Here is a 26359-nt window from a genome sequence, read left to right as displayed (position 1 = left end):
GCCCTATGTGGCGGCGATGATTTCTCCCCATGATCTTGTATTCGACGTCGTCGTCATCGGCGGCGGCCACGCCGGCTGTGAAGCGGCTGCGGCGTCCGCGCGGGCGGGCGCCCGCACCGTCCTGCTGACCCAGAAGCTGGAGACGATCGGCGAGATGTCGTGCAACCCTGCCATTGGGGGGCTGGGGAAGGGGCATCTGGTTCGAGAGATCGACGCCATGGACGGCGTCATGGGGCGGCTGGCCGATGTGTCCGGCATCCAGTTCCGCCTCCTGAACCGATCCAAGGGCGCCGCCGTTCGGGGCCCGCGCAGCCAGATCGACCGCCGCCTCTATCGCGAGGCCATGCAGGCCGAACTGCAAGGGACGCCCAATCTGACCCTGATGGCAGGGACGGCCGAGCGGCTTGTCCTTGAAGGCGACCGGGTCGTCGGCGTCGTGACCGGCGCCGGAGAGAGGGTTCGGGCTGGGGCGGTCGTCCTGACGACCGGCACCTTCCTGAATGGCGTCATCCATCGCGGCGATGAACGCATCCCGGCGGGGCGACATGGTGAGGAGCCCTCGACGGGTCTGGCCGCCGATCTCCACGCGGTCGACCTGATGATGGGGCGTTTGAAAACAGGCACGCCCGCACGCCTGGACGGGCGGACAATCGCCTGGGACCGTCTAGAAATGCAGCAGGCGGATGAGGCGCCGTCTGCCTTTTCCTTCCTGACCGACCGGATCGACGTGCCCCAGATCGCCTGTGGCGTGACCCACACGACCGAGGAGACGCATCGGATCATCGCTGAGAACCTCGGCGAGAGCGCCGTCTATGGCGGCAAACTGTCGGGACGGGGCCCGCGGTATTGTCCGTCGATCGAAGACAAGGTCGTTCGGTTCGCTGACAAGACGAGTCATCAGATCTTCCTGGAGCCGGAAGGCCTGGACGATCCCACGGTGTATCCGAATGGGATCTCGACCTCGGTATCGGAGCCGACCCAGCTCGCCTTCCTTCGCACCATTGCGGGCTTAGAAGCGGTTGAGGTCTTCCGATACGGCTACGCCATCGAATACGACTACGTCGATCCGCGCGAGCTGACGGCGGCGCTGGAGGTCAAGAAGCGTCCCGGGCTGTATTTGGCCGGACAGATCAACGGCACCACGGGCTATGAGGAGGCGGCGGCTCAAGGGCTGATGGCGGGGCTGAATGCCGCGCGTTCAGCGGCCGGGCGGGAGCCGGTGATCCTGAGGCGCGACCAGGCCTATATCGGCGTCATGATCGACGACCTGGTGACGCGCGGCGTCACCGAACCGTACCGGATGTTCACCAGCCGTGCGGAATATCGGCTGACGCTGCGAGCCGACAATGCCGACCTTCGGCTCACACCTGTTGCGCTCAAACTCGGCATCGTCAGCGACGAGCGGCGCATTCGTTTTGAAGCCAAAGCCTCTGCGCTTGCGGCAGCGAGTGCTGTTTCACGTGAAACACTGTTTACGCCCAATGAGGCCGGGGCGCTCGGCATTTCGGTCAATGCTGATGGTCGTCGGCGCTCGATGCGCGAACTGCTGGCCTTCCCGAATGTGACTTTGGAGCAGTTCGTTTCGGCATTGCCAATAATCGCCGATTGGACGGACGACGTTCGCGAGCAGGTCCAGATCGACGCTGCCTACGCCAACTACTTGGATCGACAATCGCAGGATGCGGATGCGCTGAAGGCGGAGGAGGGGCTGATGCTTCCGACCGATCTCGACTACGGCGCTGTCGGCGGTCTGTCGAATGAGGTGAAGGAGAAGCTGGCTCGCGTGCAGCCTCGCACCTTGGGGCAGGCCGGTCGGATCGAGGGCATGACGCCCGGCGCGCTGACGGCGCTGCTGGCCTATGTAAAGCGCGCGCCCAAGGCGTCGGTCGCGGCCTGATGTTGGAGGCTGAACAAAAGGCGTTCCGTACACGCACCAATGCGTCAGCGGAACAGATCGCGGACCTTGAGGCCTTTCGGCTGCGGTTGGTCGAGGCCAATGCGGTGATGAATCTGGTGGGTCCGGATAGTCTGCCGGACTTCTGGAACCGTCATGTCTGGGACAGTGCTCAACTGCTCGATCTGGCGCCAGAAGCGAAGGCCTGGGCGGATCTGGGGGCGGGAGCAGGCTTTCCTGGCCTGGTGCTTTCCATCATGCTCAAGGGGCGGGATGGGGCTCACGTCTGGCTGATCGATAGCCTGGCCAAGCGCTGCCGATTTCTTCAGGAGGTCGTGAATGCCTTGTCCCTGCCGGCGACGGTCATCGTCGGTCGGGCTGAGGCTCAGTCTGTGACCTGTGACATCGTCACCGCCCGCGCCGTCGCGCCGATGGAGAAACTGCTGGGTTATGCACAGCCCTACTTCCAAAGGGGTGCACAAGGTCTGTTCCTGAAGGGGGAGCGTGCCGAATCCGAGTTGATCGAAGCGCGCAAATCCTGGCATTTCGAGGCTGAACTGGCCCCGTCGCAGAGCGACGTGCGCGGCCGCATTGTGACAATCCGGAGCCTCCGTCGTGCCCGCTCAACGCGCTAGAAAGCCCGCCCGCGTCCTCGCCGTGTCCAACCAGAAGGGTGGCGTTGGCAAGACGACGACAGCGATCAACCTCGGCACCGCCTTGGCCGCTATCGGTGAGCGCGTGCTGATCGTGGATATGGACCCTCAGGGCAATGCCTCGACGGGTCTGGGTGTTCCACGTGAAACACGGCGGGTGACCATCTATGATGTCGTCGTTGACCAGCGCTCCATCGCGGATGCCTCAGTGCAGACGACCGTGCCGGGTTTGTGGATCGTCCCGGCCGACGCGGACATGTCGGGCGTTGAGATCGAACTGAGTCAAGCGGATCGCCGGTCCTATCGGCTGCGTGATGCTCTCCGCGCGCACGACGACGGCCCTACCGCGTATGACTATGTGCTTATCGACTGCCCGCCGTCGCTGAACCTGCTGACGCTGAACGCGATGGCGGCGGCGGATGCAGTGTTGGTGCCGCTGCAATGCGAGTTCTTCGCCCTGGAAGGTTTGAGCCAGCTGATGCGCACCATCGACATGGTCAAGCACAGCCTCAACCCGTCGCTGGAAATCCAGGGCCTGGTCCTGACGATGTTCGATCGTCGTAGCGCCCTGTCGAGCCAGGTGGCCAACGACGTGCGCGCTCACTTCGGCGACAAGGTTTATGAGAGCGTCATCCCGCGTAACGTCCGCGTCGCCGAGGCGCCGTCGTTCGGCAAGCCCGCGCTGATCTATGATCTGAAGTGCGCCGGCAGCCAGGCCTATCTGCGGCTGGCCAAGGAAGTGGTGAAGCGCGAACGCCAGCGCCTGAAGCTGGCCGCCTGAGTTTATTAGAAACGGAACAGTATCTTGGCTGAACGACAAAGAGGTCTGGGCCGCGGCCTGTCTGCGTTGATGGGGCAGGACGCCGAGGCGCCGGTCGCATCTGACGCGCCTGTGCCTGCCGGCGTGCAACGCGTGCCTATCGAAAGCCTGAAACCCAATCCGGACCAGCCGCGCAAGACCTTCCGCCAGGAGGATCTGGAGGAGCTGACCGCCTCGATCCGCGACAAGGGGGTGTTGCAGCCGATCCTGGTGCGGACTCAACCGGGTGAGGACGGCGTCTGGCAGATCATCGCCGGCGAACGCCGCTGGCGCGCGTCGCAGGCGGCGCGCCTGACCGAGGTGCCGATCGTGGTCCACGAGATGGACGACGTCGAGGTGTTCGAAGTCGCGATCGTCGAGAACGTCCAGCGCGCGGACCTGAATCCTCTGGAAGAGGCCGAGGCGTACCGCGTTCTGATGGAGCGCTTCGGGCGGACGCAGGACGCGGTGGCGGGCGTGGTCGGCAAGAGCCGCAGCCATGTGGCCAACACCATGCGCCTGCTGCAACTGCCTGAGCGGGTGCTGTTCTATGTACGCGAAGGCAAACTGTCCGCGGGTCACGCCCGGGCCCTGATCAATACGCCCGATCCGGGCCAGTTGGCGGACATCGCTTTCGTGGATGGTCTCAGTGTCCGTGAGACCGAGGCCCTGGCGCGCCGTGCGGTCGAGGGGCCGAAGCCGACGAAGGCGAAGTCGGCGCCGGCGGCCGGAAGCGGGGAGGGGGCCGCGGATGTCGCCGCCCTGCAGCAGGATCTGGCCGATGCGCTGGGCCTGAAGGTGCAGTTGTCGGACAAGGGCGGAAAGGGCGAACTGACGATCGGCTACGTCTCGCTGGAGCAGCTTGACGACCTGTGCCGTCGTTTGATGCGCGGCTGACCGGCGGACTGTGCTAGGGTGTCGATATGACTGAAGACACGACACCCACTGCCGCCGACAAGCTGAAACAGGCGCTTGCCGCCAAGAAGGCCAAGGCGGGTCATGGGTTCAACGCGCAACCCAGCGCCAAGGCGGAAGAGAAGGCCGTGTCGGCGCGGAACGTCGCCATGGCCCAGCCCGCCTTCCGCAAGGCCTCCAAGCGCGGCTAGTGCTATAGCCCCATGCGCCTGGCGCGACCTGCGATTTCCAGCAGCAGGCGTTCGGCGATCAGTTGGTCCGGCATTCCGGTCGTCTTGGTCGCGACATCGGCCGTGTTGATGCTGTCCAAAACCTCGTCCAGGGCTTCGAGCCGCCAGGACCGCGCCTGACGCAGCATTTCCGCCTCCTGTTTCCAGAAGACGCCAGCGGCCTTGGCGGCCTCCTTGGCGTTCGCGCCGTTGGCCTGCAAGATATTGATCCGGCGTAGCTTTCCCAGATGGATCGCCGCGGAGCGAACGGCGAGCACCGACGATTCCCCCTCGGCGAAGGCGCGCCTGAGCCCAGCCTGCGCTGGACCGGGACGCGCGCCGAAGGCCTGAAGCGCCGCATCCGACAGGGAGGCGTCCGGCTCGACGCCGAGATGATGCTCCAGCGCATCCATATCCAGCGTCTTGCCAGAGCCGGGGCCGATGAAGAGGGCTAGGCGCTCGATCTCCTGCCGCATCAAGCCCCGCTCGCGCGGGAGGCGCATGACGAAGCGGTCCAGGGCGTCGGAGGTCAGGCCCACCTTGTCGGCAGCCAGGGCCTCGCGGACCATGCGGGCGACATCGCCGGTCTCGTCCTCGTAGCAGACGATGCCGACCGCGCCGTTTTCCTTCTCGGCCGCCTTTCTGAGCGCGGATTCGCGGCCCAGCTGGTCGGCCTCGACCACCATCATGGCGTCGGGATTGTAGCCGCCGTCGGCGTGGATTTTCAGCGCGGCGGCCACAGCCTTGTCCACGCCGGGCTTTAGCGCCGACAGACGGATGCGCACCAGACGACGGCCGCCCATCAGGGACATGGCCGTCAGCGCTTCTTCCAGCTTCGTTTCATCGCCATCGATGTCGCTGTCGGTCAGGACGGTGACGTTGAAAGGGTCGTTCAGATCGGGCGTGACCGTCTTGCACAACACCTCGGCCCGCTCGGCGACGCCCGACCGGTCCTTGCCGTGGATCACCGCCGCCCGGATCGCCGGATCGGGCGCCTTCAGGAAGCGATCGATCTCGGGGCGTTTGGCCAGGATCACGGGTTCGACAGCGCCTGCATCAGATCCAGTCGGATCAGGCGAGCCAGTTCGGCCGCGGCCCGCTCCTCGCCGTCCTGCTGGGCGGCGATGGCGGCATAGGGCTGGTCGGCGGTGGCGTAGGTCGTGGTGACCGTTTCCGTGCCGCTCACAGGCATTCCGCCGCCGGCCGGGGTCAGGGTCCAGGTCGCCTTGACCGTCAGTTCATAGCGGGTGGCGGTGTCGTCGATGCGGCGACCCAGCGACCGGCGGTTCTGCTGAACTTCTGTCGTCAGGCGATACAGCGGCGTCGCGCCGCGATCCCAGGCGAGGGCGTCTTCAAGCTGCTCGCGCAGGCGATAGCCGAGGCGGTCGTCCTGGGTCGTGACGGCGATCCGGCGCAGGGATGAACCCACGGCCGGCTCGGCGTACATGGGCGTGAAGCCGCAGGCGGAAACCGCCAGAGACGCGAGAACCGCGGTAGCCGCCGCAATACGCATCAGCCGGCCACCAGATTGACGATACGGTCCTTGACCACGACGATCTTCTTCACGCTCAGACCCTCCAGCCGCGCCTTGACCGTTTCGTCGGCCAGGACCAGGGCTTCGACTTCGGTCGGCTCCATGCCGCGCGGCACGCGGATTTCCGCGCGACGCTTGCCGTTGATCTGGATGGGCAGGACCACCTCGTCGTCGGCCGCGAGCGCAGCGTCCCACACGGGCCACGGCGCGTCCAGAACCATCCCGTCTTCCCCCAGCCGCGTCCAGGCTTCTTCGGCCAGGTGCGGGGTGAAGGGGGCGATCAGGCGGGCCAGCGCCGACAGGGCCTGACGCTTGGCGTCGCCACCGGCCCGTGCATTGTCGCGAATGGTGGCGACAAAGGCGTAGAGCTTGGCGATGGCCGAGTTGAAGCGGAAGCCTTCGACCCCTTCGGACACGGCCTTGATGGCCTTGTGCGTTTCGCGCAGCAGCTCGGCGTTGGCCTTGTCCTCGCCCGCAAAACCGGCGTCATATGTGTCGAACAGGGTCCAGGCGCGCTGGACGAAGCGGCTGGCGCCCTCCACCCCGCCGGGGGTCCATTGCACGTCCCGCTCGGGCGGGCTGTCCGACAGAACGAACAGGCGCCCGGCGTCCACGCCGTGGCTTTCCAGGATTTCGGCCGGAGCGACGACGTTCTTCTTGGACTTGGACATCTTTTCGATGTCGCCGATGACCAGGGTCTCGCCGGTCGACAGCTGGCGGGCGAAACGCACACCGTTGTCGTTCCTGAGCTCGACGTCGGTCGGCTCGACCCAGGCGCCGTCGGCCCGGCGATAGGTTTCGTGGACGACCATGCCTTGGGTGAACAGGCCGGCGAACGGCTCCTTCACCGACAGCATGCCGGCGTCAGACAGGGCGCGGGTGATGAAGCGGGCGTACAGCAGGTGCAGGACGGCATGCTCGACCCCGCCGATATATTGATCGACGGCCAGCCAGCGGTCGGCGGCGGCCTTGTCGATCGGCGCCTCGGCCGTCGGATCGGTGAACCGCGCGAAATACCAGCTGGAATCGACGAAGGTGTCGAGCGTGTCGGTCTCGCGCGTCGCGTCGGCGCCGCACGACGGGCATTTCACGTGCTTCCAGGTCGCGTGACGCGCCAAGGGATTGCCGGGCACGTCGAAGGTCACATCGTCAGGCAGGACGACCGGCAACTGATCGGCGGGAACCTCGACGACGCCGCAGGAAGGGCAGTGGATGATCGGGATCGGGCAACCCCAATACCGCTGGCGCGAAACACCCCAGTCGCGCAGGCGATAGATGGTCTCGGCGCGTCCTTGGCCGGCGGCCTCGACCTTGGCGATCGCGGCGGCCTTGGCGGCCTCGACGTCCATGCCGTTCAGGAAGTCTGAGTTGAAGATGCGGCCAGGGCCGACATAGGCCTCGGTTCCGATCTCTACCGTCTCGGCGTCGTCGGGTTTGACCACCGGCGTCACCGGCAGATCGTATTTGCGGGCGAAATCCAGGTCCCGCTGGTCGTGGGCCGGGCAGCCGAAGATGGCGCCCGAACCATAGGTCGACAGCACGAAGTTGGCCGCCCAGACGGGCAGGGTCTTGTCCGGATCGAAGGGATGGCGGACGCGAACGCCCAGATCCACGCCTAGCTTCTCGGCCTTTTCGATCTCGGCTTCGCTGGTGCCGGTCTGGGCGCAAGACTTGATGAAGTCCGCCACGTCCGGTCGGTGTTCGGCGATGGCCTTGGTCAGAGGATGATCGGGGGCCAGGGCCAGGAAGCTGGCGCCGAACAAGGTGTCGGGGCGGGTGGTGTAGACCTCGATCGGATCGCGGGCGTGGTTGGGTTCGCCCTCGGGGGAGGCGGGCAGGAAGGCCGGCGCCTCGGCGATGTCCCACCACAGGGTCGCGCCCTTGGACTTGCCGATCCAGTTCTCCTGCATCAGCCGGACCTTTTCGGGCCAGCGGTCCAGGGTCTTCAGACCGTCGATCAAGTCGTCCGCATAGTCGGTGATGCGCAGGAACCACTGGTTCAGCTTGCGCTTCTCGACCAGGGCGCCCGAGCGCCAGCCGCGACCGTCGATCACCTGTTCATTGGCCAGGACCGTGTTGTCGACCGGATCCCAGTTGACCACCGCATCCTTGCGATAGACCAGACCGCGCCGATACAGCTCCAGGAACCAGGCCTGCTGCTTGCCATAGTATTCCGGGTCGCAAGTGGCGAACTCGCGCGACCAGTCCAGCGACAGGCCCAGCAGCTTCAGTTGCTCGCGCATGTTGGCGATGTTGGAATAGGTCCAGCCCTTGGGGTGGATTCCGCGCTCCATGGCCGCGTTCTCGGCCGGCATGCCGAAGGCGTCCCAGCCCATCGGGTGCAGAACGTCGTACCCCTGCGCGCGTTTGGACCGCGCCACCACGTCGCCCATAACATAGTTGCGGGCGTGACCCATGTGGATGTTGCCCGACGGATAGGGGAACATCTCGAGCACATAGTATTTCGGCCGGCCGGTGTCCTTCGTGACGAAGGCGGAAGCCTCGGCCCATCGGGCCTGCTGGCGGGGTTCGGCGGTCTTGGGTTCGTAACGGGCCACGGTCGTCCTGAAAGTCGAAAGGGCGCTGACGCCCTTCCGGCTCAACTAGCCCGAAGGACGACAGCGCCCAAGAAGTAATACGTCCCGCAAACTCTTGGACGTGTCGCGCTCAAGCAGCCCGAAGGGCGATAGCGCCTACAAAGACTCCAACGCAGGCTTAGCCTGCGTTGGACAGGTTCAGCTGGCGCGCCTTGGTCAGGATGGCGTTTTCCAGATCGGCCTCGGTCTGGGCGGCGACCGGGGCGGCGGTCCACTGACCATCGGCGCCATTCACTTCCTTGGTCACCGTGACGTTCAGCGCGTCGGCGCGCAGACGGGTGTCCAGGATGAAGACGGTCGCCTTGAAGCGCTCGTTCGGCGTCTGAGGGTTGATGTACCAGTCATAGTTGATGACGCCGCCCCACGGATCGGCGGTCAGCAGCGGCATGAAGCTGAGGGTGTCCAGCGAGGCGCGCCACAGGAAGGCGTTGACGCCGATGCCCTGTTGCACGTTCGTCTTGGGCGCAGACTTCTTGCCGCCGACGAAGGGAATGCTCGAGCAGGCCGACAGGGACGCGCCCAGGGCCACGCCCGAGACCAGCACGACCGCGACGTTCCGAACCAGGGCCTTGTTGAGGCTCATCAAGAGAAGTCTCCGTAAACTCAGGGACGTGAGAGCCCTCGCCCGCACGCGCGCACGGCATGAGGAATGCCGACTGCCAGGCTCTATAACACGGCGAAAAGGGGCGATGACAAGGCGAAGTCGGTTCCCGTCGCATCGCTCGTGGCGTGTTTTGCGAAGGGCGTGTGAGATTTCGCCGGAATCCGCCCGAATCCCGTGACGCTTGAGACACATACGCCGACAACAATGCGTGGGAACCTTGTTATCGCCGGCCCATTGCGTTGACCGCGCAGACGCCCGGTGTCTAATCGCGGGGCTCACGACCATATAAGGTCGGTTCAGGGATGAAACGCCGCCTCATGGCGGGGTTCGAAGGATTTGGTATGCGGTTCGGTGGTTTCCTGGCAGTGATGATGGCGACGACGGCGATGGCCGCGTCGACGTCGGCGCTCGCCCAAAGCCGGTCCACAGTCTCTCTGTCGGAAGCCCAGGCGGCGCAACGCAATACGCCGGCTCCGCAGCGTCGCGGTCTGCGCCTGAACGACCGCGGCCGGTGGGGTCTGGATTTCAACCTCAATCAGCCCGTCGGCCGCGAGACCGAATGGGGTGATGTGGAAGCCGGCGCCTATTATCGGCTGAACGACCGTCTGCGGGTCGGGGCCGCCGCCGCCGTCAGCACGCCGGAAGCCGATCCGGCCCGCGCGCCCGAAACCAACGGCCGGGCCCAGCCTCGGGTCCGTCTGGAAACCATCTTCAAATTCTGATTTCGATCGGTCAGCGAAACGCTGACTGGATCGCACTTACCGCCGCCAGGCCGCAGGCGCCTGTGTGTGCGAGCGTTGCGGCGTTCTCTGGCGTGACACCGCCCAGCGCATAGACCGGCAGGCGGGCGGCTTTCACATGCTGTTCGAATGCGGTGACGCCCAGGGCGGGTTTACCGGCGGACGCACCGCCCGCCGGAAATACTGGCGACAGGATCAGGGCGTTCACGGCTTCGGGCGCGGGCGAAGAGCCATGCCAGGCTGCCGTCAGGATCCAGTCGGGTCGGTCTGAGCGGATGCGCGCTGCTTGGTCCGCGGCCCGTTCGGGCAGGTGGAGCCCGTCGGCGTCGATCGCCTCGGCCAGATTGGGGTCCAGCCCAACCAGCAATTTCACGTCCCGACCGGCCGTTGCTTCCCGAAGCCGATGCCCCGTTTCGACGGCATCGGATGCGCCAAAAGCGCGATAGACCACCGCCGAACCGGCGGGCAGGCGCGCCGCCGTCTCCCACGGTCGTGGCGTGCGATCCGGGTCGGTGAAGAACAGCATCGGCGGCAAGGCTGCGGCGGCCGGGCTGACAGCAGCGGCGGCGCGGTTTAGAGCGGTCGCGGCGTTCCAGAGCGCGCGCGCATCGTCGCTGTAACCAGCCGGCAGGATCATGACCTCTTCTTCCTCCGCTTTCTCCGCCCCGTCCATCGCCGAAAAGGTCGCCGAGGTGCGAGCGCGCATCGGCGCCGCCTGCCATGCGGCCGGTCGGGATCCAGCGGACGTGACCCTGACCGCCGTCTCCAAGACGCAAGCCCCAGTGGCCATCGACTCTATCCTGGCGACGGGTCAGCGGATCTTCGGCGAGAACCGGGTGCAGGAGGCGCAGGGTCGTTGGGCCGACCGTCGTGGGGCCTTGCCGGGTCTGGAACTGCGCCTGATCGGCCCCCTGCAGACCAACAAGGCCGAGGATGCGGTCGCTCTGTTCGACGTGATCGAAACCCTGGACCGCGAGAAGCTGGCGCGGGCCCTCGCGCAGGCGGGCGAAAAGCGCGGCCGATCGCCGCGCGTCCTGGTCCAGGTCAATACCGGCTCCGAACCCCAGAAGGCCGGCGTCCTGCCCGACGCCGCCGACGCCCTGATTGCGGCGGCGCGCGACACCTACGGACTGACGGTCGAGGGTCTGATGTGCATCCCCCCGGCGGATCAGGACGCCGAGCCGCATTTTCAGATGTTGCGGGACATGGCCGAACGAAATGGTTTGCCGGTCCTGTCGATGGGCATGAGCGGCGACTACGAGACCGCCATACGGTGTGGCGCAACGCACGTCAGGGTGGGAACGGCCCTGTTCGGGGAACGAAATCGACCCGAAACGCCCTCTAGCTCGTAACCCGATGTGAATATTCGCACCCCCAAGCCTTGGCGCGGGGGCCAAGCCTCGCCATTGTCTGTCCCATGCCTACGCCCAAGACCATTCTGATCATCGACGACGACGACGACCTGCGCGAGGCCTTGGCCGAGCAGCTGAATCTGCATGAGGAGTTTCGCACCCAGCAGGCGTCGACCGCCACGGACGGGGTGCGGATGGGGCGCGAGATCCGCGCCGACCTGATCCTGCTGGACGTCGATCTGCCCGACATGGACGGCCGCGAGGCCTGTCGCCTGTTGCGCAAGGACGGGGTTTCGACCCCGGTCATCATGCTGACGGCGCAATCGGCGGACGCCGACGCCATCCTGGGTCTGGACGCCGGGGCCAACGACTATGTCACCAAGCCCTTCCGGTTCGCCGTGCTGCTGGCGCGCATCCGCGCCCATCTGCGCAGCCATGAACAGTCCGAGGACGCGGTCTTCACCATCGGCCCCTACGAGTTCCGGCCCGCCGCCAAGGTGCTGATGGACACCAAGGGCAAGAAGGTGCGGTTGACCGAGAAGGAAACCAACATCCTGAAATACCTCTATCGCGCCGGGGCCAAGCCGGTGTCGCGCGAAGAGTTGCTGACCGAGGTCTGGGGCTACAACGCCGGGGTCACGACCCATACGCTGGAAACCCATATCTACCGTCTGCGCCAGAAGATCGAACCGGAACCGGGCCATGCCCGCCTTCTGCTGACCGATGCGGGCGGATATCGGCTGCAGCCCTAACGGCTCAGTCGGCCAACTTCGGGCGGATCGTGAACAGCGGCAGGAAGATGTGGACCAGCGGGCCGATGGTCAGGGCGTAGAGCAACGTGCCCACTCCGACCGAACCGCCCAACATCCAGCCGACGGCGATAACAGTCAGCTCAATGGCCGTCCGCACCCATTTCACCGGCCAGCCGGTGCGCGCGACGATGCCGGTCATCAAGCCGTCGCGGGGACCGGGACCAAGACCTGCGCCGATATAGGCCCCGCTGGCCACGCCATTCAGGACGATGGCGGCGATCAGCAGGCCAGCCCGAAGCGGTAGGCCCAGGTCAGACGGAATCCAGTCCAGGCCGAAGTTGGCGACCGTGCCGATGACCAGCACATTGGCGACGGTCCCGATCCCCGGCTTCTGGCGCAGGGGAATCCATACCAGCAGCACGGCCATACCGATCAGATTGACCACCAGACCGAAGCTGACTCCGGCGGGTTTCGCGAACTGCTCGAACACCCCTTGGTTCAGCACGTCCCAAGGATCCAGGCCCAAATCGGCGCGGACGATCAGGGCGATGGACAGGCCGTAGAGACACAGGCCGACGAAGAGCTGGATCAGGCGACGGGTCATGAATCGATGAGTTGCGGCAAACTGGCTATCAAAAACAGGGCCAGTTATGCCATTCTGGCCTGATGTCGTCGCGATCGATCGGTCTTGGTTCCCTGACGCGCCATCTCGGCGCCTGGCGGTCGTCGGGCGCAGGCGCGGCCTATCGGCAGCTCGCCGGTGCGGTACGACTGCTGATTCTGGATGGTCGATTGCCCTTGGCGGCGCGGTTGCCCGGCGAACGGGAACTGGCCCAGGCGCTGGGCTTGAGCCGCACGACCGTGTCCGCTGCCTACGGCCGCTTACGGGATGACGGATTTCTCACCGGCGGGCAGGGCGCCGCTGCACGCACCAGCCTGCCGGCCGGACCGGCGCCGCGTCACGAGGCGACGCAAACGGACAAGCCCGGCCTGATCGACTTGACCGCCGCCGTCCTGCCGGCCGATCCCAATGTGCATGCGGCCTATGTGCGGGCGCTGGAGCGATTGCCGGCGAACCTGCCAGGACACGGTTATGAGACGTCGGGGCTGGAGGAACTGCGCGAAGCGGTGGCCGCGGGATACCGGCGGCGCGGCCTGGCAACCTCTTCGGGTCAGATCCTGATCACACACGGCGCGCACAACGGACTGGTCCATCTGCTGCGCCTGACGACGCGCCCCGGCGCCCCGGTGGTGTTCGACCATCCCACCTATCCGCAGGCGATCGACGCCATCCTGGCGGCGGGCGGCCGCGCCGTGCCCGTCGCCTTGCCGGACGGCGAGGAGGGTTGGGATGTCGAGGGTCTGATTGCGGCCTGCCGAAGCAGCAACGCGGCAATGGCCTATCTGGTGCTGGACCACAACAATCCGACCGGGCGGATGATGCGAGCGGCGGACCGGACGCGCTTGCTGGCGGGGCTGAAGGGATCGGAGACCTTGCTGGTGCTGGACGAGACCCTGGTCGAACTGACCTTGAGCGGACCACCGGCGCTCAGCGCCTCCGCCGTCGATGCGCCGCGGATCGTCAGATTGGGATCGATGTCCAAAAGCGTCTGGGGCGGACTGCGCATCGGCTGGATCCGCGCTGACCGGGCGGTGATCCAGCGTCTGGCCCAAAGTCGCGCCAGTTTCGATCTGGGTGTTCCGATACTGGAGCAGCTGGCGGCGGTCGAACTGTTGACCGACGGCGGCAAGGCCCTGGCGGCGCGCCGGCCCCTTTTGCGCGCCCGGCGGGATCATCTGCGGGCGCGGCTCGCTGAAAAACTGCCTGACTGGGTCTGTCCACGCCCGGCTGGAGGCCTGTCGTTGTGGGCGCGCCTGCCCGGGCCGATCAGTTCCGCTCTCACGATCGCGGCCGAGGCCGAAGGCCTGCGCCTCGCCGCCGGTCCGCGATTCGGCGTCGACGGCGCCTTCGAACGCCGGCTGCGCCTGCCCTATACCTTGCCGGAAGATCAGCTGGACGTGGCGGTGCTCCGGCTCGGGCGCGCCGCCAGAAAGGTCGGCCGGGGTCGAAAGGCGGCGGGGTCGGTCAAGCCGGTCGCCGTCTATTGAGGATCAGATATCCAGATCGACCGTCACCGGCGCGTGGTCGCTGGGACGATCCCATTCGCGGACGTCGTCGTGGATGCGGGCGGTGTCCTTGACCACGGCGGGAGTCAGGCCGGGCGACGTCCAGATGTGGTCCAGCCGCAGACCGCGATTCGATTTGCGGAAGTCGGCGGCGCGATAGCTCCACCAGCTAGCCAGTTTCTGGGGCTCGGGGAAGCGGTCACGCAGCACATCGGCGAAGCCACCCGTCTCCTGAAGCCGATTCAGGGTCTCGACCTCGATCGGCGTGTGGCTGACGATCTTGGACATGTAGCGGTGGTTCCAAACATCGCCTTCGCCGGGGGCGATATTGAAATCGCCGGCCATGACCAAGGGGCGAGACTTGTCCTGCTTGGCCACGATCGCGGTCAGCTGCTCGTAGAAGTCCATCTTGTGGTCGAACTTGGGGTTCAGCGCCCGGTCGGGAACGTCGCCGCCGGCCGGGATGTAGAAGTTCTGCACGTCGATGCCGGAAACGCGGGCCGAGACGCAGCGCGCGTGACCCAGTTTACAGACCTGGAACGTGTCGCTGTCCTCAAGTGGCAGGCGGCTGGCGATGGCGACGCCGTGCCAGCCCTTCTGGCCCGCCGCGCGAAGGTGGGGCATGCCCATCTCCTCGAAGGCGCCGCGTGGAAACTGGTCGGTGGTGCATTTGATCTCCTGTAGCATCAGGACATCGGGCGCGCGTTCGGCGACGAAGCGGGCGACCTGGTCGATGCGCAGGCGGACGGAGTTGATGTTCCAGGTGGCGAGGCGAAGGGTCATGCCCTCGTCTAGCAGGCGCGCCGCGTAAAAAAAGCCCGGCCGCGACGGGCCGGGCTTTGGGAGGTTCGTCTCTCTCGCCGCCGGGGAGGGGGATATTCCAGGGCGGTAGAACGGCCGCCGCCGCTCATGTGCTTAAAGTGTCACTGACGATTGTAAAAGTCAACTCGTCACAATTACATGCTTGCGCGTGCTGATTATGAAACAGTCTGGACGCGGATCAGTCTCGCGGCGTTTGCGCCTGCGGCGCCGTCGCCCATTCGCCGCGCCAGTCGTAGCTGAGCGTCACGCAGTGCCGGTAGGCGCCGTCCGACCACCGACCCACGGCCTGCATCGTCAGGGGACGCGGCGCACGAACGCGACCCATGATCAGCCAGACCTCGTCCGCGCCGGGACACACGGCGCGCGACAGGCCGCGACCGTCGCCGTCCTGATCGATGGCGTAGATGTCGTTCTCCTCGGCGCCTTGGGGCAGGACGCGTCGCGCGGCGTCCGGTCCGCCGCGTGTGAAGCCTGCGGTGCCGCGTGCGGTGGTGGAGAACAGACGTTCCACCTGCACCGCCCCGAACAGACCGCGCCGCACCTGCAAGGTGACACCCTTGGTCAGCGCCTGGGTGATCCGGTCCGACGCATTATAGGCCAGATAGCGGGTGTCCGCATGGGCGGGCGCCGCCGCCGAACCGACGGCGATCAAGGCGAGAGCGGTGGCGGTGATACGGCGCATACGTTTCTCTTCCTCAGGTTTTGCGGCGAGAACGGGGCTGATCCGATCAGTGCTCGCCGAGGCAGCGCAGCGCGACCTCGAGATTGCGCAGGCCGTCTTCGCCGGTGACGGCCGGCGTTTCGCCGGTCGTGATGGCGCGGGCGAAGGCCTCCAGCTCCTTTTTCAGCGGTTCGGCCGGCCAGCTGTTCAGCATCCGGGTCGAATAGGAGCCGTCCGGCTGCTGGCCGAAATATTCGGTGACCTGGCGCGTGATCAGATCGGCGACGATGAATTTGGTCTTGGTCGCCACCTGCAGCGTGCGGGTCTTGTAGGGGGTGACCCAGTTGGTGGTGATATGGGCGATCACCCCGCTGTCCAGGCGGAACTGAAGCAGGGCCGTGTCCTCGCGGTCCGCGCGGGTGCGGGCCAGCTGCGGCTGGACCTCGACGATCTCGGAGCCCGTCAGGTGGCGGATGATGTCGATATCATGCACCGCCAGGTCGATGACGACGCCGACCTCGCCCATGCGGGGCGGGAAGGGACCGACCCGCGTGATCTGGATCGAGATGATGTCATCGTCGGCGACGGCGCGCTTGACGGTTTCGACCGCCGGATTGAAGCGCTCGACCTGACCCACCATAAGGACGCGGTCATTGGCCTTGGCCGCATCGATCATGCGCTGGGCGTCGGCGACGCTGGCGGCGATCGGCTTTTCGACCAGGACGTGGACGCCCTTTTCCAGCAGTGCCACGCCGATCTCGGCGTGGAACCGGTTGGGCGTGGCGACGATGGCGGCGTCCAGACCGGCGTCGACGAAGGCCTGGGCCGTCGTGACGGGCGATGCGCCATAGGCGGCGGCGACGCCCTCGGCCGTCACCGCATCGGGATCGAAGACGGTGGTCAGGTCGAACTCGCGCATCTCGGAGGCGACGCGCGCATGGTTGCGGCCCATGACGCCGACGCCGGCGACGCCGATCTTGAGGGCGGGAGTGTTCGGCATCGGCTTAGCCCTTGTAGTTGGCGACGGCGGCGACGACCTTGTCCTGGGTCGCCTCGTCCAGATCGGCGTGCATCGGCAGGCTGAGGACCCGGTTCCTCAGCCGTTCGGTGACGGGCAGGCCGCCTGCGCCCTGCGGGAAGCGCTGATAGGCCGGCTGCATGTGCATGGGCACCGGATAATAGACGGCGGTGGGCACGCCGTGATCCTTCAGGTGCGCGGCCAGACCGTCGCGATCCTCATGCTCGATCGTGTACTGCGCCCAGATGGAGACGCTGCCGTCGATGACGTGGGGCACGGCCGAGACATGGGGCGCGAGGCGTTCGTTGTAACGGGCGGCGATCCGGTTGCGCCATTCGATTTCCTGACCGAAGACCTTCAGCTTCTCGATCAGGATGGCGGCCTGGATGGTGTCCAGCCGGCTGTTCATGCCGATGCGCATGGCCAGATATTTGGGGTCGTGGGCGAAGGCGGCGGCGCCGGCCTCCAGGTCCTTGGCGACGACCTTGCCGTGCACGCGAAGGGAATCCATTTCCTGCGCCAGGTCGTCATCGTCGGTCAGCACCGCCCCGCCGTCGCCGTAGCAGCCCAGGGGCTTGGCCGGAAAGAAGCTAGTCGTGGTGACATCGGCCCACTTCAGCGGATGGTCGCCGTCCAGGGTGCATCCGAAACCTTGCGCCGAATCCGAGATCAGCTTCAACCCGTGGCGGTCGCAGATGGCGCGGATGGCGGGATAGTCGGCGGGCTGACCGAACAGATCGACGGCGATGACCACCTTGGGCGTCAGGCGACCCTCGGCCTTGACCGCTTCGATGGCCGCCTCGAGCTTGACCGGGTCCATATTGTAGGTGTGGGCGTCGACGTCCACGAATACGGGCGAGGCGCCCAACCACGGCACAACCTCGGCCGTGGCCGTGAAGGTGAAGCTGGGGCAGAAGACGGCGTCGCCGGTCCGGACGCCCCAGGCGATCAACGGCAGGATCAGGGCGTCGGTGCCGTTGCCGCAGCCCAAGGCGTGCTTGGCCTGACCGAAGGCGGCGAGGTCGGCCTCGAACTGGCGGACCTGCGGACCCATGACCCAGGCGCCGCCGACGACGGCCTCCTGAACGGCGGCCTCGATCTTGCCGCCGAGGCGCTGGCGCTGGGCCTGAAGGTCGATGAAGGGGATCATGGGGGACGCTCTCCACGGGGGATCGGGGGCGGCGGCCGGACAGGCGGGCCGCGAATGTCGGGTCGTCCTAGCAAGATCGGGCGCGGGGGCCAAATCGCGCGGCGTCACATCGCGTTGCCCTTTGCTACCGCACACAGGTCTTGGCGCCCGTCGGCTTGCGCCTTAAGCCAGCGCCATGACGACGCTTTCCGCCGCCCGGACCAGGGTCTCGAACTGGCTGTTCGACCATACCCTGCCGCTGTGGGCCGAGCGGGGCGTCGACGCGCAGGGGCGGTTCTTCGAGCAGCTGGATTTCGACGGCCGGCCGGTGACCGGCCTTCGTCGTCGCACGCGGGTTCAGGCGCGTCAGATCTATGTGTTCTGCGAAGCGGCCGCCTTGGGATGGGCGCAGGGCCGTGCGGTGGCCAAGGCCGGGCTGGATCAACTGATATCAAGTCGTCGGCGTGACGACGGCCTTTGGGTCTCGGCAACCGATGACGACGGCGTGGTGGTCGATGAGACGCCTGATCTCTATGATCTGGCCTTCGTCCTGTTCGCGCTCGCGGCGGCGCATCGCGTCCTGGGTGATGCGCGAGCGCGGCCTCTGGCGCTTGAGACGCTGGCTGCAATCGATCGGTTGATGGCGTCTCCGCATGGGGGATGGGAGGAGGCCCTGCCGCCGCGCCTGCCGCGGCGTCAAAATCCCCACATGCATATGCTGGAGGCCATGCTGGCCTGGCAGGCGATTGCGCCTGATCCCGCGTTCGAGACGGCGGCGCGGGCGTCGCTGGACCTGTGCAAACATCACTTCCTGATCGGCGGCGCGATCCGCGAATATTTCACCGAGGACTGGTCCGCCGATCCTGTGACCGGTCATGTGATCGAGCCGGGCCACCTCGAAGAATGGGCCTGGCTGCTGAAACAGAGCGGGGACGATTCAGATCTGGCCACGGCGCTGCATCGTCGGGCGGCGGCGCAGGGGTATCGCGACGGATTCGCCATCCGCGAGATCGGCCCGACGGGAGAGACGCTGGATGGCGGACGGCGTCTTTGGGCTCAGACCGAGGCCATCCGCACAGGGTTGAGTTTTGGCGACACCGGCGTTTCAGGCTTGATCCACGCCGTGTTCGACACGCATCTGGCCACCGCTGTCCCGGGCCTATGGGTGGACAGCTACGACGCCGAAGGCCGCTCTCACGATGCGGCGGCGCCGGCGTCCAGCCTCTATCACCTGATGACCGCCTTTTCTGAACTGCTTCGGAGCGATGCATGACCGGCCGGCCCGCCGCCTTTCTGGATCGGGACGGGGTGCTGATCGAGGACAGCGGTTATCCGCATCGTCCGGAGCATCTGACGCTGATCCCGGGAGCGGCGGCGGCGGTGCGGCGGTTAAACCAGGCCGGGTATCCGACCGTGATCGTGACGAACCAGTCGGGCGTGGCGCGGGGCTTGTTCAGCGAAGAGACGATGAACGCCTTCAATGATCTGCTGGTCGCGCGGTTGGCCGAAGAGGGGGCGATCATCGACGCCGTCTATTCCGCGCCCTTCCATCCCGAGGCGATCGAGGCGCGCTATCGCCATCCGGACCACCCTGATCGCAAACCCAATCCGGGCATGTTGCTGCGCGCCATCGAAGAGCACGATCTGGACCCGGCGCGGTCCTTCATCATCGGCGATCAGAAGCGGGATCTGCAGGCCGGAGAGCGGGCCGGGGTGGCGGGCTACCTTTTCGAAGGCGGCGATCTGGATGCCTTCGTGCGCGATGTGGTCGGTCTCTAAGACCGGCCGTCGCATTTCCTCGCCTGGTGAATTACTCTGATCCAAAATCGGAGGACATCGCCAATGAGCGCGCCCTATCCATTCGTTGAACGCCGCTGGACCTCGCCGGATGGTCTCACGCTCTTTGCGCGGGATTACGCGCCCGGTCCCGGCGTCGCGCGGCCGCCGGTGATCGCCATTCATGGCCTGACCCGCAACAGCGCCGATTTCGAGGCCATCGCGCCGCTTCTGGCCCAGAGCGGGCGGCGGGTGCTGGCGGTGGATGTGCGCGGGCGCGGCCTTTCGGACCGTGCGCTCGACCCCATGACCTATATGCCCGATGTCTATGCGCGCGACGTTCTGGCCCTGATGGAGCAGGCCGGGATCGATAGAGCGGTCTTCCTCGGCACCTCGATGGGCGGGTTGATCACCATGGCGCTGACGGCGATGCGGCCGAAGGCGGTTGTCGCGGCGATCCTGAACGACATCGGCCCGGAGGTGGCGCCGGAAGGTCTGGCGCGCATCGCCGCCTACAGCGGTCAGCCGGTGGAGATCGGCTCCTGGGCCGATGCGGCGGCCTATGCGAAGCGGATCAATGCGGTGGCGTTCCCGCACTATATGGATGCGGACTGGGACGCCTTCGCGCGGCGCATTTTCCGCCAGCAGCCGGACGGTGAGATCGCGCTGGACTACGATCCCGACATCGCCGTGCCGATCCGAGCGGCGGGGGCCAAGGCGCTGGTCCCGAACCTGTGGCCGATGTTCCGGCGGCTGGCGAAGAAGAAGCCCACGCTGCTGGTGCGGGGCGCTGCCTCGGATCTGCTGAGCGCCGACATCGCCGCGCGGATGAAAAAGGCGGCCCCGACCATGGCCTATGTCGAGGTTCCCGGCATCGGCCACGCGCCCATGTTGGACGAGGCCGAGGCCAAGGCGGCGATCTTCGAATTCCTGGCCGAGATCGATTAGTCCCTTGTCGGATCAACCCGCGACGCATCGCCGTAGGTCAGGGCCAGGAAGACGTCCTCCAAGTCCGGATCTTCGGTGGTGATGTCGGCGATGGTGACGCCGGCGGCGCGCACGGCGTTGATGACCTGCTCGACCGACGACTGCCCCTTCTTGTAGGCGACCGCGAAGGCGCCGCCCGGACGGGGCGTAACCTCGAAGCCGGCCAGCACCGGCGGCGTCGCCTGGGGCGTTTCCGGGGTCACGACGACATTGCGGCTGTCCAGACGGCGCAGAAGCTGCGGCGTCGGTTCGCAGGCCACCACCTCGCCCCGGTTGACGATGGCGATGGTGTCGCAAAGCTCCTGCGCTTCTTCGAGATAGTGGGTGGTCAGGACGATGGTCACCCCCTCCTCGTTGATGCGGCGGACATAGGCCCACAGCTGGCGACGCAGTTCGACGTCCACGCCGGCCGTCGGCTCGTCCAGGATCAGGATGGGCGGATTGTGGACCAAGGCCTTGGCCACCATCAGGCGGCGCTTCATGCCGCCGGACAGGGCGCGGACATAGGCGTTGGCCTTGTCCGACAGGCCCAGCGCGGCCAGAAGTTCGTCGGACCGGCGCTCGTCCTTCGGTACGCCGTAAAAGCCCGCCTGTACCTCCAGCGATTCGCGCGGGGTGAAGAAGACGTCGGCGACGATCTCCTGCGGCACGACGCCCAGAGCGGCGGCGGCGTCGCGCGGCTCCTTGTCGATGTCGCGGCCCCAGATGGTCACCGAGCCTTCGGACTTCTTCACCACCCCCGCCAGGATGTTGATCAGGGTCGACTTGCCCGCCCCGTTCGGGCCGAGCAGGCCGAAGACCGAGCCGCGCGGAATGACCAGATCGACGCCGCGCAGGGCCGTCTTGGGGGCGGCCTTCTTGGAGCCGGCATAGGTCTTCTTCAGTCCCCGCACCTCGATGGCGTTGTCGGGCAGGGCGGGGGTCTCTGACATGGTCGGCTATTCACTCGGACGGGACGGCGAGCGGCATAGGTAGGGCGAGGGATCGCAATCGCCAACCTGTCTTGCCGACAGCATCAGACAAGCAGGCTTATCCATGTGTCAATGGTGCTTGACTTGAGCATTTTGCGTGTCTAGCTTGCTTGTCATAAAGACAACTGAACTTGATGGAGACCGCCATGACCCCCGTTCAAAAAGTCAAGACGCCTCTGACCCGCACCCGCCTGATCGGCTTCGTCGCCATGGCGGTCTGCGCGATTGGCTACATCGGTGGAGGACTGGCGCTGCTGGCGGGCAAGACCGATCAGATCGAGATGACACATGCCGCCATCGCCGGCGCCGCCCTGCTGCTGATCGGCGAGATCGGTCTGTGGGTCGGCGCGGCCTGTCTGGGCCTGACGCTGTTCAAGAAGCGCAAGGCGATGCTGAACCGGCTGCTGGGTCGCCGGACCGCCGAGGTTTGACCTTCAGGCCTGCGCCGCCTAGGAAGCGCGCAAGCCTTTCAGACCCGGACCGGACCATGCCTCCCCGCCATTCCGACGCCATCATCCCGCCGCCCGAAGAGATCGTCGTCTCGACCAAACGCGTGGCCTGCGACGGCGGCGGCGGGGCCCTGGGCCATCCGCTGGTCTATATGGACATGGGCGAGGACGACTTCATCGAGTGCGGCTATTGCGACCGGCGTTTCGTCCTGTCGGCCCAGGCCCACGACGAGAACGAATATCTGAGCCCCGCCGCCCGCGCGCCCGAGGCCCACTGAGACCGTAACCTCAGTTCAGTCGCGGTGTTGCGGCGGTTGGGTCTATAGACGGCTGACACGCTGTTCGGACGGAGACGAGCCTTGCGCTATCTGCACACCATGGTCCGGGTAAAGGACATCGACGCCTCGCTGCACTTCTATTGCGATCTCCTGGGTCTGCAGGAGGTGCGCCGCACCGAGAACGAGGCGGGCCGGTTCACGCTTGTGTTTCTCGCCGCGCCCAAGAATCTGGAACAGTCGGCGGCGGAACGCTGCCCCGAGGTCGAGCTGACCTTCAACTGGGATCCGGAAGAGTACCAGGGCGGCCGCAACTTCGGTCATCTGGCCTATAAGGTCGATGATATCTACGCCGCCTGCCAGAAGCTGATGGACGGCGGGGTGACGATCAACCGTCCGCCGCGCGACGGCAACATGGCCTTCGTCCGCTCGCCCGATGGCATCTCCATCGAACTGCTTCAGGAAGGCGCGCCGCTGGCGCCGGCCGAGCCCTGGGCCTCCATGCCGAACGTCGGCGCCTGGTGATGACGGCGCGGACGGCGGCTCTGCTGACGGTTGCGGCGGTCGTGCTGTCGGCCTGCGCCTCGACCACCGAAAGCAACACCGGCCGCACGGCGACGGAGCAGCTGCTCTTGGCGCGCGCCTCGGACCGGGCGGTCGAGGGGCTGGTCCTGCCGCTGCCGACGGGCGCTTCGGTCTTCATCGACGACGCCTATTTCCAGGGCGAGGGCACCCGCTACGCCGTCAGCGCGATACGCGGCGCGATCTCGGACGCCGGTTTCAGCCTGGCCCGCAACAAGGACGAGGCGAACGCCGTGTTCGAGATCCGCGCCGGCGCCCTGTCGCTGGAGCAGATGCGGCGCGTCTTCGGCATTCCCGAGATGCGGATCCCGATCAACGAGACCTTCAACGTCGTCTCTCTGCCGGAACTGTCGGTCTACAGCCACCGCGACCGGGTCGGGGTCGCCGAGTTTTCCGGCTTCCTCTACGAAGCCAAGACCGGTGCGCCGCTGGGCGCCGTCATGCCGATGATCGGCACCTATCGCATCCGCAGCCACAAGGCCTTCATGGTCGTGTCCTGGGGTCAGCAGCAGGCCCAGCCGGGTCAACGCGATCCCGGATCGAGCTGGACCGAATTCTGACGCTGACGCGGGGGCGTTGGAGCCCTATGTTCTCGCGATGACCGAGACGACTGCGCCCGAAAATCCAGAGACCGAACGCCCGATGACGCAGGACGGCCCTGCGCTGCGGCTGTGGATGATCGACGCCTCGGCCTACATCTTTCGCGCCTATCACGCCCTGCCGCCTCTGACGCGCAAGTCCGACGGCCTGCCGGTCGGCGCGGTCCAGGGCTACTGCAACATGTTGTGGAAGCTGCTGAAGGACATGAAGGGCGCCGATGGCCCGACCCATCTGGTGGCCATCTTCGACCATTCGGAAAAGACGTTCCGCAACACCCTGTACGATCAGTACAAGGCCCATCGCCCGCCGCCGCCCGAGGATTTGGTCCCGCAGTTTCCGCTGGTGCGCGAGGCGACGGCGGCGTTCGGGGTGCATTGCGTCGAACTGCCCGGCTATGAGGCCGACGACCTGATCGCCACCTACGCCTGCAAGGCGCGCGATGCAGGCGGCGAGGCGGTAATCGTCTCGTCGGACAAGGACCTGATGCAGCTGATCGGCGGCGGCGTCGTGATGTGGGATCCGATGAAGGACCGGCGTCTGGCCGAGCCTGAGGTGTTCGAAAAGTTCGGCGTCGGCCCTGAGAAGATGGTCGATCTGCAGGCCCTGATCGGCGACAGTGTGGACAACGTCCCCGGCGCGCCAGGCATCGGACCGAAGACGGCGGCGCAGCTGCTGGACGAATACGGCGATCTGGACACCCTGCTGGCCAACGCCGGCGAGATCAAACAGCCCAAGCGCCGCCAGACCCTGATCGACTTCGCCGATCAGATCCGTCTGTCGCGCGAGCTGGTGCGCCTGACCTGCGATGCGCCGGCGCCCGAGGCGATCGACGATTTCGCTGTGCGTGATCCCGATCCCGCGATCCTGTCGGCCTTCTTGGAGACGATGGAGTTCCGCTCGCTGCAGCGCCGCGTCGGCGACGGCAAGGCCGGGCCCAGCGACGTTTCCGCCTTCGCGCCCAAGCGTGCGCCGAACCTGACCGCCCCCGTCGCGACCCCTCGCTACGGCCAGGTCGTCGAAGGCCCGGCCGAGGTCCAGACCTTCGATCACGCGGCCTACGAATGCGTCCAGACCGAAGAGGCGCTGGATCGCTGGATCGCGCGCGCGACCGAGGTCGGCGTCGTCGGATTCGACACCGAGACCGATACGCTGTCGGCGACCCACGCGGGCCTGTGCGGCGTGTCGCTGGCGGTGGGGCCGAACGAGGCCTGCTACATTCCCCTGACGCACGAGCACGAGCCGCAGGCCGGCGAAGGCGGTCTCTTTGGCGAAGCGGGAGAGGCGCCCGAGCCGTTCCATCAGCTGGACAAGCCCACGACCCTGGCCAAGCTGAAGGTGTTGCTGGAAGATCCGTCAGTCCTGAAGGTGCTTCAGAACGCCAAATACGACATCGCCGTCATGGCGCGTCGGGGCATCCGCGTCGCGCCCTATGACGACACGATGCTGATCTCCTATGTGCTGGAGGGCGGACTGCACGGGCACGGCATGGACGAGCTGGCGCGCCTGCACCTGGGCCACGAGCCGATCCCGTTCAAGAGCGTGGCGGGGACCGGCAAGAGCCAGAAATCCTTCAAGCACGTCGCGCTGAAACCCGCCTCGGAATATGCCGCCGAGGATGCGGATGTGACCCTGCGGCTGTGGCGGATTCTGAAACCCCGTCTGGCGCGTGAGGGCCTGTCCACCGTCTATGAGACGCTGGAGCGCGGCATGCCGACGGTGCTGGCGGACATGGAGCTGAACGGCGTTCGCATCGATCCCGACCGGCTGAAGCGACTGTCCAGCGAGTTCGGCCTTCGCATGGCCGAGCTGGAGGCCCAGGCCCATGAGATCGCCGGACGCCCCTTCAACATCGGCTCGCCGCGCCAGATCGGCGAGATCCTGTTCGGCGAACTGAACCTGCCGGGCGGCAAGAAGACCGCCTCGGGTCAGTGGGGCACCGACGCCAGCGTGCTGGAGGAACTGGCGCTCAGCCACGATCTGCCGCGCGCGATCCTGGACTGGCGCCAGCTGTCGAAGCTGAAGGGCACCTATACCGACGCCCTGACCGCGGCCGCCGATCCCAAGACTGATCGCGTCCACACGAGCTATCAACTGGCCGCCGCCACCACCGGCCGTCTGGCGTCCAGCGATCCAAACCTGCAGAACATTCCTATCCGCACCGAGACCGGCCGCGAGATCCGCCAGGCCTTCATCGCCGCACCCGGCAATATCCTGATCAGCGCCGACTACAGCCAGATCGAGCTGCGCCTTTTGGCCCATATCGGCGACATCCCAGAGCTGAAGCGCGCCTTCAAGGCGGGGCTCGATATTCACGCCGCAACGGCGTCGGAGATGTTCGGCGTGCCGGTCGAGGGCATGCCGTCCGAGACCCGCCGTCGCGCCAAGGCGATCAACTTCGGCATCGTCTATGGTATTTCGGCCTTCGGCCTGGCCAATCAGCTGGGCATCGATCAGGGCGAGGCGGGGGCCTATATCAAGACCTATTTCGAACGGTTCCCGGGCATCCGCGCCTATATGGACAAGACCAAGGCCGAGGTGCGCCAGACGGGCTTCGTCTCCACCGTCTTCGGCCGCCGAATCCACATCCCGGCCATCCACTCCAAGTCCGGCGCCGAGCGCCAGTTCGGCGAGCGCGCCGCCATCAACGCCCCGATCCAGGGCGCGGCCGCCGACATCATCCGTCGCGCCATGATCCGCATGCCCGCCGCCCTGACCGAAGCCGGCCTCAGCACGCGCATGCTGCTTCAGGTCCACGACGAACTGGTGTTCGAAGCGCCCGAAGCCGAGGCCGACCGCGCCATCGCCGTCATCAAACGCGTGATGGAAAACGCGTCGGATCCTGCCGTGGCGTTGTCGGTGCCGTTGGTGGTGGACGCCCGCGCGGCGTTGAACTGGGACGCCGCGCACTAGGAT

28 protein-coding genes are annotated in these 26359 nt (G+C 66.4%); 17 read left to right on the top strand and 11 right to left on the bottom strand.

Annotation, left to right across the window (positions count from 1 at the left end; translation table 11 throughout):
- Positions 1-16 precede the first annotated feature (16 nt).
- From mnmG to O2K97_RS01810, 5 genes are read left to right on the top strand one after another with little or no spacing between them, the layout of a single operon-like run.
- Positions 17-1897, top strand: coding sequence for a tRNA uridine-5-carboxymethylaminomethyl(34) synthesis enzyme MnmG (gene mnmG / locus O2K97_RS01830; protein ID WP_269220214.1), 1881 nt, complete (start codon positions 17-19; stop codon positions 1895-1897).
- Positions 1897-2529, top strand: a complete 633-nt coding sequence (gene rsmG, locus O2K97_RS01825) for a 16S rRNA (guanine(527)-N(7))-methyltransferase RsmG (protein ID WP_269220213.1) — start codon at positions 1897-1899, stop codon at positions 2527-2529. The genes mnmG and rsmG overlap by 1 nt, the downstream gene beginning before the upstream one ends.
- Positions 2510-3328, top strand: coding sequence for a ParA family protein (locus tag O2K97_RS01820; protein ID WP_269220212.1), 819 nt, complete (start codon positions 2510-2512; stop codon positions 3326-3328). Before rsmG ends, O2K97_RS01820 begins: the two co-directional genes overlap by 20 nt.
- A gap of 24 nt (positions 3329-3352) precedes the next feature.
- Positions 3353-4243 (top strand): ParB/RepB/Spo0J family partition protein, encoded by an 891-nt coding sequence (locus tag O2K97_RS01815; RefSeq protein ID WP_269220211.1) that lies wholly within the window; start codon positions 3353-3355, stop codon positions 4241-4243.
- Positions 4244-4269: 26 nt separating this feature from the next.
- Positions 4270-4452, top strand: coding sequence for a hypothetical protein (locus tag O2K97_RS01810; protein ID WP_174086888.1), 183 nt, complete (start codon positions 4270-4272; stop codon positions 4450-4452).
- Positions 4453-4454: 2 nt separating this feature from the next.
- Here O2K97_RS01810 and holA read toward each other — a convergent pair whose 3' ends face one another.
- From holA to O2K97_RS01790, 4 genes are all read right to left on the bottom strand, one after another.
- A complete protein-coding gene (holA, locus tag O2K97_RS01805; RefSeq protein WP_269220210.1) occupies positions 4455-5507 on the bottom strand; it encodes a DNA polymerase III subunit delta in 1053 nt (350 codons plus the stop codon).
- A complete protein-coding gene (gene lptE, locus O2K97_RS01800) occupies positions 5504-5983 on the bottom strand; it encodes an LPS assembly lipoprotein LptE (protein WP_269220209.1) in 480 nt (159 codons plus the stop codon). The genes holA and lptE overlap by 4 nt, the downstream gene beginning before the upstream one ends.
- Positions 5983-8562 carry a leucine--tRNA ligase gene (gene leuS / locus O2K97_RS01795; protein ID WP_269220208.1) on the bottom strand — a complete coding sequence of 860 codons (2580 nt, stop codon included), beginning with the start codon at positions 8560-8562 and terminating at the stop codon, positions 5983-5985. The genes lptE and leuS overlap by 1 nt, the downstream gene beginning before the upstream one ends.
- 157 nt (positions 8563-8719) lie before the next feature.
- The gene (locus O2K97_RS01790) at positions 8720-9184 is read right to left on the bottom strand and encodes a DUF3576 domain-containing protein (protein WP_269220207.1); all 465 of its coding nucleotides are present in this window, start codon (positions 9182-9184) and stop codon (positions 8720-8722) included.
- A 323-nt stretch (positions 9185-9507) separates the two neighbouring features.
- Between O2K97_RS01790 and O2K97_RS01785 the strand changes: the two genes are divergently transcribed.
- Positions 9508-9927 carry an NtrZ family periplasmic regulatory protein gene (locus tag O2K97_RS01785; RefSeq protein ID WP_258522566.1) on the top strand — a complete coding sequence of 140 codons (420 nt, stop codon included), beginning with the start codon at positions 9508-9510 and terminating at the stop codon, positions 9925-9927.
- 10 nt (positions 9928-9937) lie between these two features.
- Here O2K97_RS01785 and O2K97_RS01780 read toward each other — a convergent pair whose 3' ends face one another.
- Complete coding sequence (locus tag O2K97_RS01780; RefSeq protein ID WP_269220206.1) at positions 9938-10582, bottom strand: thiamine phosphate synthase; 645 nt, start codon at positions 10580-10582, stop codon at positions 9938-9940.
- Here O2K97_RS01780 and O2K97_RS01775 point away from each other — a divergent pair.
- Both O2K97_RS01775 and O2K97_RS01770 read left to right on the top strand, forming a co-directional pair.
- Positions 10581-11297: a YggS family pyridoxal phosphate-dependent enzyme gene (locus O2K97_RS01775; protein ID WP_269220205.1), complete on the top strand. Its 717-nt coding sequence runs from the start codon at positions 10581-10583 to the stop codon at positions 11295-11297. The genes O2K97_RS01780 and O2K97_RS01775 overlap by 2 nt on opposite strands.
- Before the next feature lie 65 nt (positions 11298-11362).
- Positions 11363-12049 (top strand): response regulator transcription factor, encoded by a 687-nt coding sequence (locus tag O2K97_RS01770; protein ID WP_017505413.1) that lies wholly within the window; start codon positions 11363-11365, stop codon positions 12047-12049.
- Positions 12050-12053: 4 nt separating this feature from the next.
- Here the strand turns inward: O2K97_RS01770 and O2K97_RS01765 are convergent, their stop codons facing one another.
- Positions 12054-12653, bottom strand: a complete 600-nt coding sequence (locus O2K97_RS01765; protein WP_269220204.1) for a YczE/YyaS/YitT family protein — start codon at positions 12651-12653, stop codon at positions 12054-12056.
- 62 nt (positions 12654-12715) lie between these two features.
- On the opposite strand from O2K97_RS01765, the gene O2K97_RS01760 reads away from it, so the two are divergent.
- On the top strand, positions 12716-14158 hold the full coding sequence (locus O2K97_RS01760) for a PLP-dependent aminotransferase family protein (RefSeq protein WP_269220203.1): 1443 nt from the start codon (positions 12716-12718) through the stop codon (positions 14156-14158).
- A 3-nt stretch (positions 14159-14161) separates the two neighbouring features.
- Here O2K97_RS01760 and O2K97_RS01755 read toward each other — a convergent pair whose 3' ends face one another.
- The 4 genes from O2K97_RS01755 to O2K97_RS01740 all read right to left on the bottom strand — a co-directional run bounded on the left by O2K97_RS01755 (position 14162) and on the right by O2K97_RS01740 (position 17827).
- A complete protein-coding gene (locus O2K97_RS01755; protein ID WP_269220202.1) occupies positions 14162-14959 on the bottom strand; it encodes an exodeoxyribonuclease III in 798 nt (265 codons plus the stop codon).
- 217 nt (positions 14960-15176) lie between these two features.
- Positions 15177-15680 (bottom strand): hypothetical protein, encoded by a 504-nt coding sequence (locus O2K97_RS01750; protein ID WP_269220201.1) that lies wholly within the window; start codon positions 15678-15680, stop codon positions 15177-15179.
- Positions 15681-15726: 46 nt separating this feature from the next.
- Positions 15727-16659, bottom strand: a complete 933-nt coding sequence (locus O2K97_RS01745; RefSeq protein WP_045810937.1) for a Gfo/Idh/MocA family protein — start codon at positions 16657-16659, stop codon at positions 15727-15729.
- 4 nt (positions 16660-16663) lie between these two features.
- Positions 16664-17827 (bottom strand): DegT/DnrJ/EryC1/StrS family aminotransferase, encoded by a 1164-nt coding sequence (locus O2K97_RS01740; RefSeq protein ID WP_269220200.1) that lies wholly within the window; start codon positions 17825-17827, stop codon positions 16664-16666.
- Between the two features lie 175 nt (positions 17828-18002).
- Here O2K97_RS01740 and O2K97_RS01735 point away from each other — a divergent pair, with 175 nt between their 5' ends.
- From O2K97_RS01735 to O2K97_RS01725, 3 genes are all read left to right on the top strand, one after another.
- The gene (locus O2K97_RS01735) at positions 18003-19079 is read left to right on the top strand and encodes an AGE family epimerase/isomerase (protein WP_269220199.1); all 1077 of its coding nucleotides are present in this window, start codon (positions 18003-18005) and stop codon (positions 19077-19079) included.
- Positions 19076-19585 carry a D-glycero-alpha-D-manno-heptose-1,7-bisphosphate 7-phosphatase gene (locus O2K97_RS01730; RefSeq protein WP_269220198.1) on the top strand — a complete coding sequence of 170 codons (510 nt, stop codon included), beginning with the start codon at positions 19076-19078 and terminating at the stop codon, positions 19583-19585. The genes O2K97_RS01735 and O2K97_RS01730 overlap by 4 nt, the downstream gene beginning before the upstream one ends.
- Positions 19586-19648: 63 nt before the next feature.
- On the top strand, positions 19649-20530 hold the full coding sequence (locus tag O2K97_RS01725) for an alpha/beta fold hydrolase (RefSeq protein WP_269220197.1): 882 nt from the start codon (positions 19649-19651) through the stop codon (positions 20528-20530).
- Here the strand turns inward: O2K97_RS01725 and O2K97_RS01720 are convergent.
- Positions 20527-21501: an ABC transporter ATP-binding protein gene (locus tag O2K97_RS01720; protein WP_055809533.1), complete on the bottom strand. Its 975-nt coding sequence runs from the start codon at positions 21499-21501 to the stop codon at positions 20527-20529. The two genes, O2K97_RS01725 and O2K97_RS01720, sit on opposite strands and share 4 nt — an antisense overlap.
- Positions 21502-21686: 185 nt before the next feature.
- Between O2K97_RS01720 and O2K97_RS01715 the strand changes: the two genes are divergently transcribed.
- The 5 genes from O2K97_RS01715 (at position 21687) to polA (ending at position 26356) form a co-directional block, all read left to right on the top strand.
- Entirely contained in the window at positions 21687-21971 is a 285-nt protein-coding gene (locus O2K97_RS01715; RefSeq protein WP_269220196.1) for a hypothetical protein, read from the top strand.
- A gap of 56 nt (positions 21972-22027) precedes the next feature.
- On the top strand, positions 22028-22267 hold the full coding sequence (locus tag O2K97_RS01710) for a zinc-finger domain-containing protein (protein ID WP_017505425.1): 240 nt from the start codon (positions 22028-22030) through the stop codon (positions 22265-22267).
- An 81-nt stretch (positions 22268-22348) separates the two neighbouring features.
- Positions 22349-22789 (top strand): VOC family protein, encoded by a 441-nt coding sequence (locus tag O2K97_RS01705; RefSeq protein WP_017505426.1) that lies wholly within the window; start codon positions 22349-22351, stop codon positions 22787-22789.
- Complete coding sequence (locus O2K97_RS01700; protein ID WP_137720427.1) at positions 22789-23406, top strand: DUF6655 family protein; 618 nt, start codon at positions 22789-22791, stop codon at positions 23404-23406. The genes O2K97_RS01705 and O2K97_RS01700 overlap by 1 nt, the downstream gene beginning before the upstream one ends.
- A 37-nt stretch (positions 23407-23443) precedes the next feature.
- Positions 23444-26356, top strand: a complete 2913-nt coding sequence (gene polA / locus O2K97_RS01695) for a DNA polymerase I (protein ID WP_269220195.1) — start codon at positions 23444-23446, stop codon at positions 26354-26356.
- Positions 26357-26359 lie beyond the last annotated feature (3 nt).

It is taken from the genome of Brevundimonas vesicularis (assembly GCF_027105095.1).
Lineage (GTDB): Bacteria > Pseudomonadota > Alphaproteobacteria > Caulobacterales > Caulobacteraceae > Brevundimonas > Brevundimonas vesicularis_E.
The sequence above is the reverse complement of the archived record's forward strand: the minus strand, read 5'-3'. Positions and strand labels throughout refer to the sequence as shown.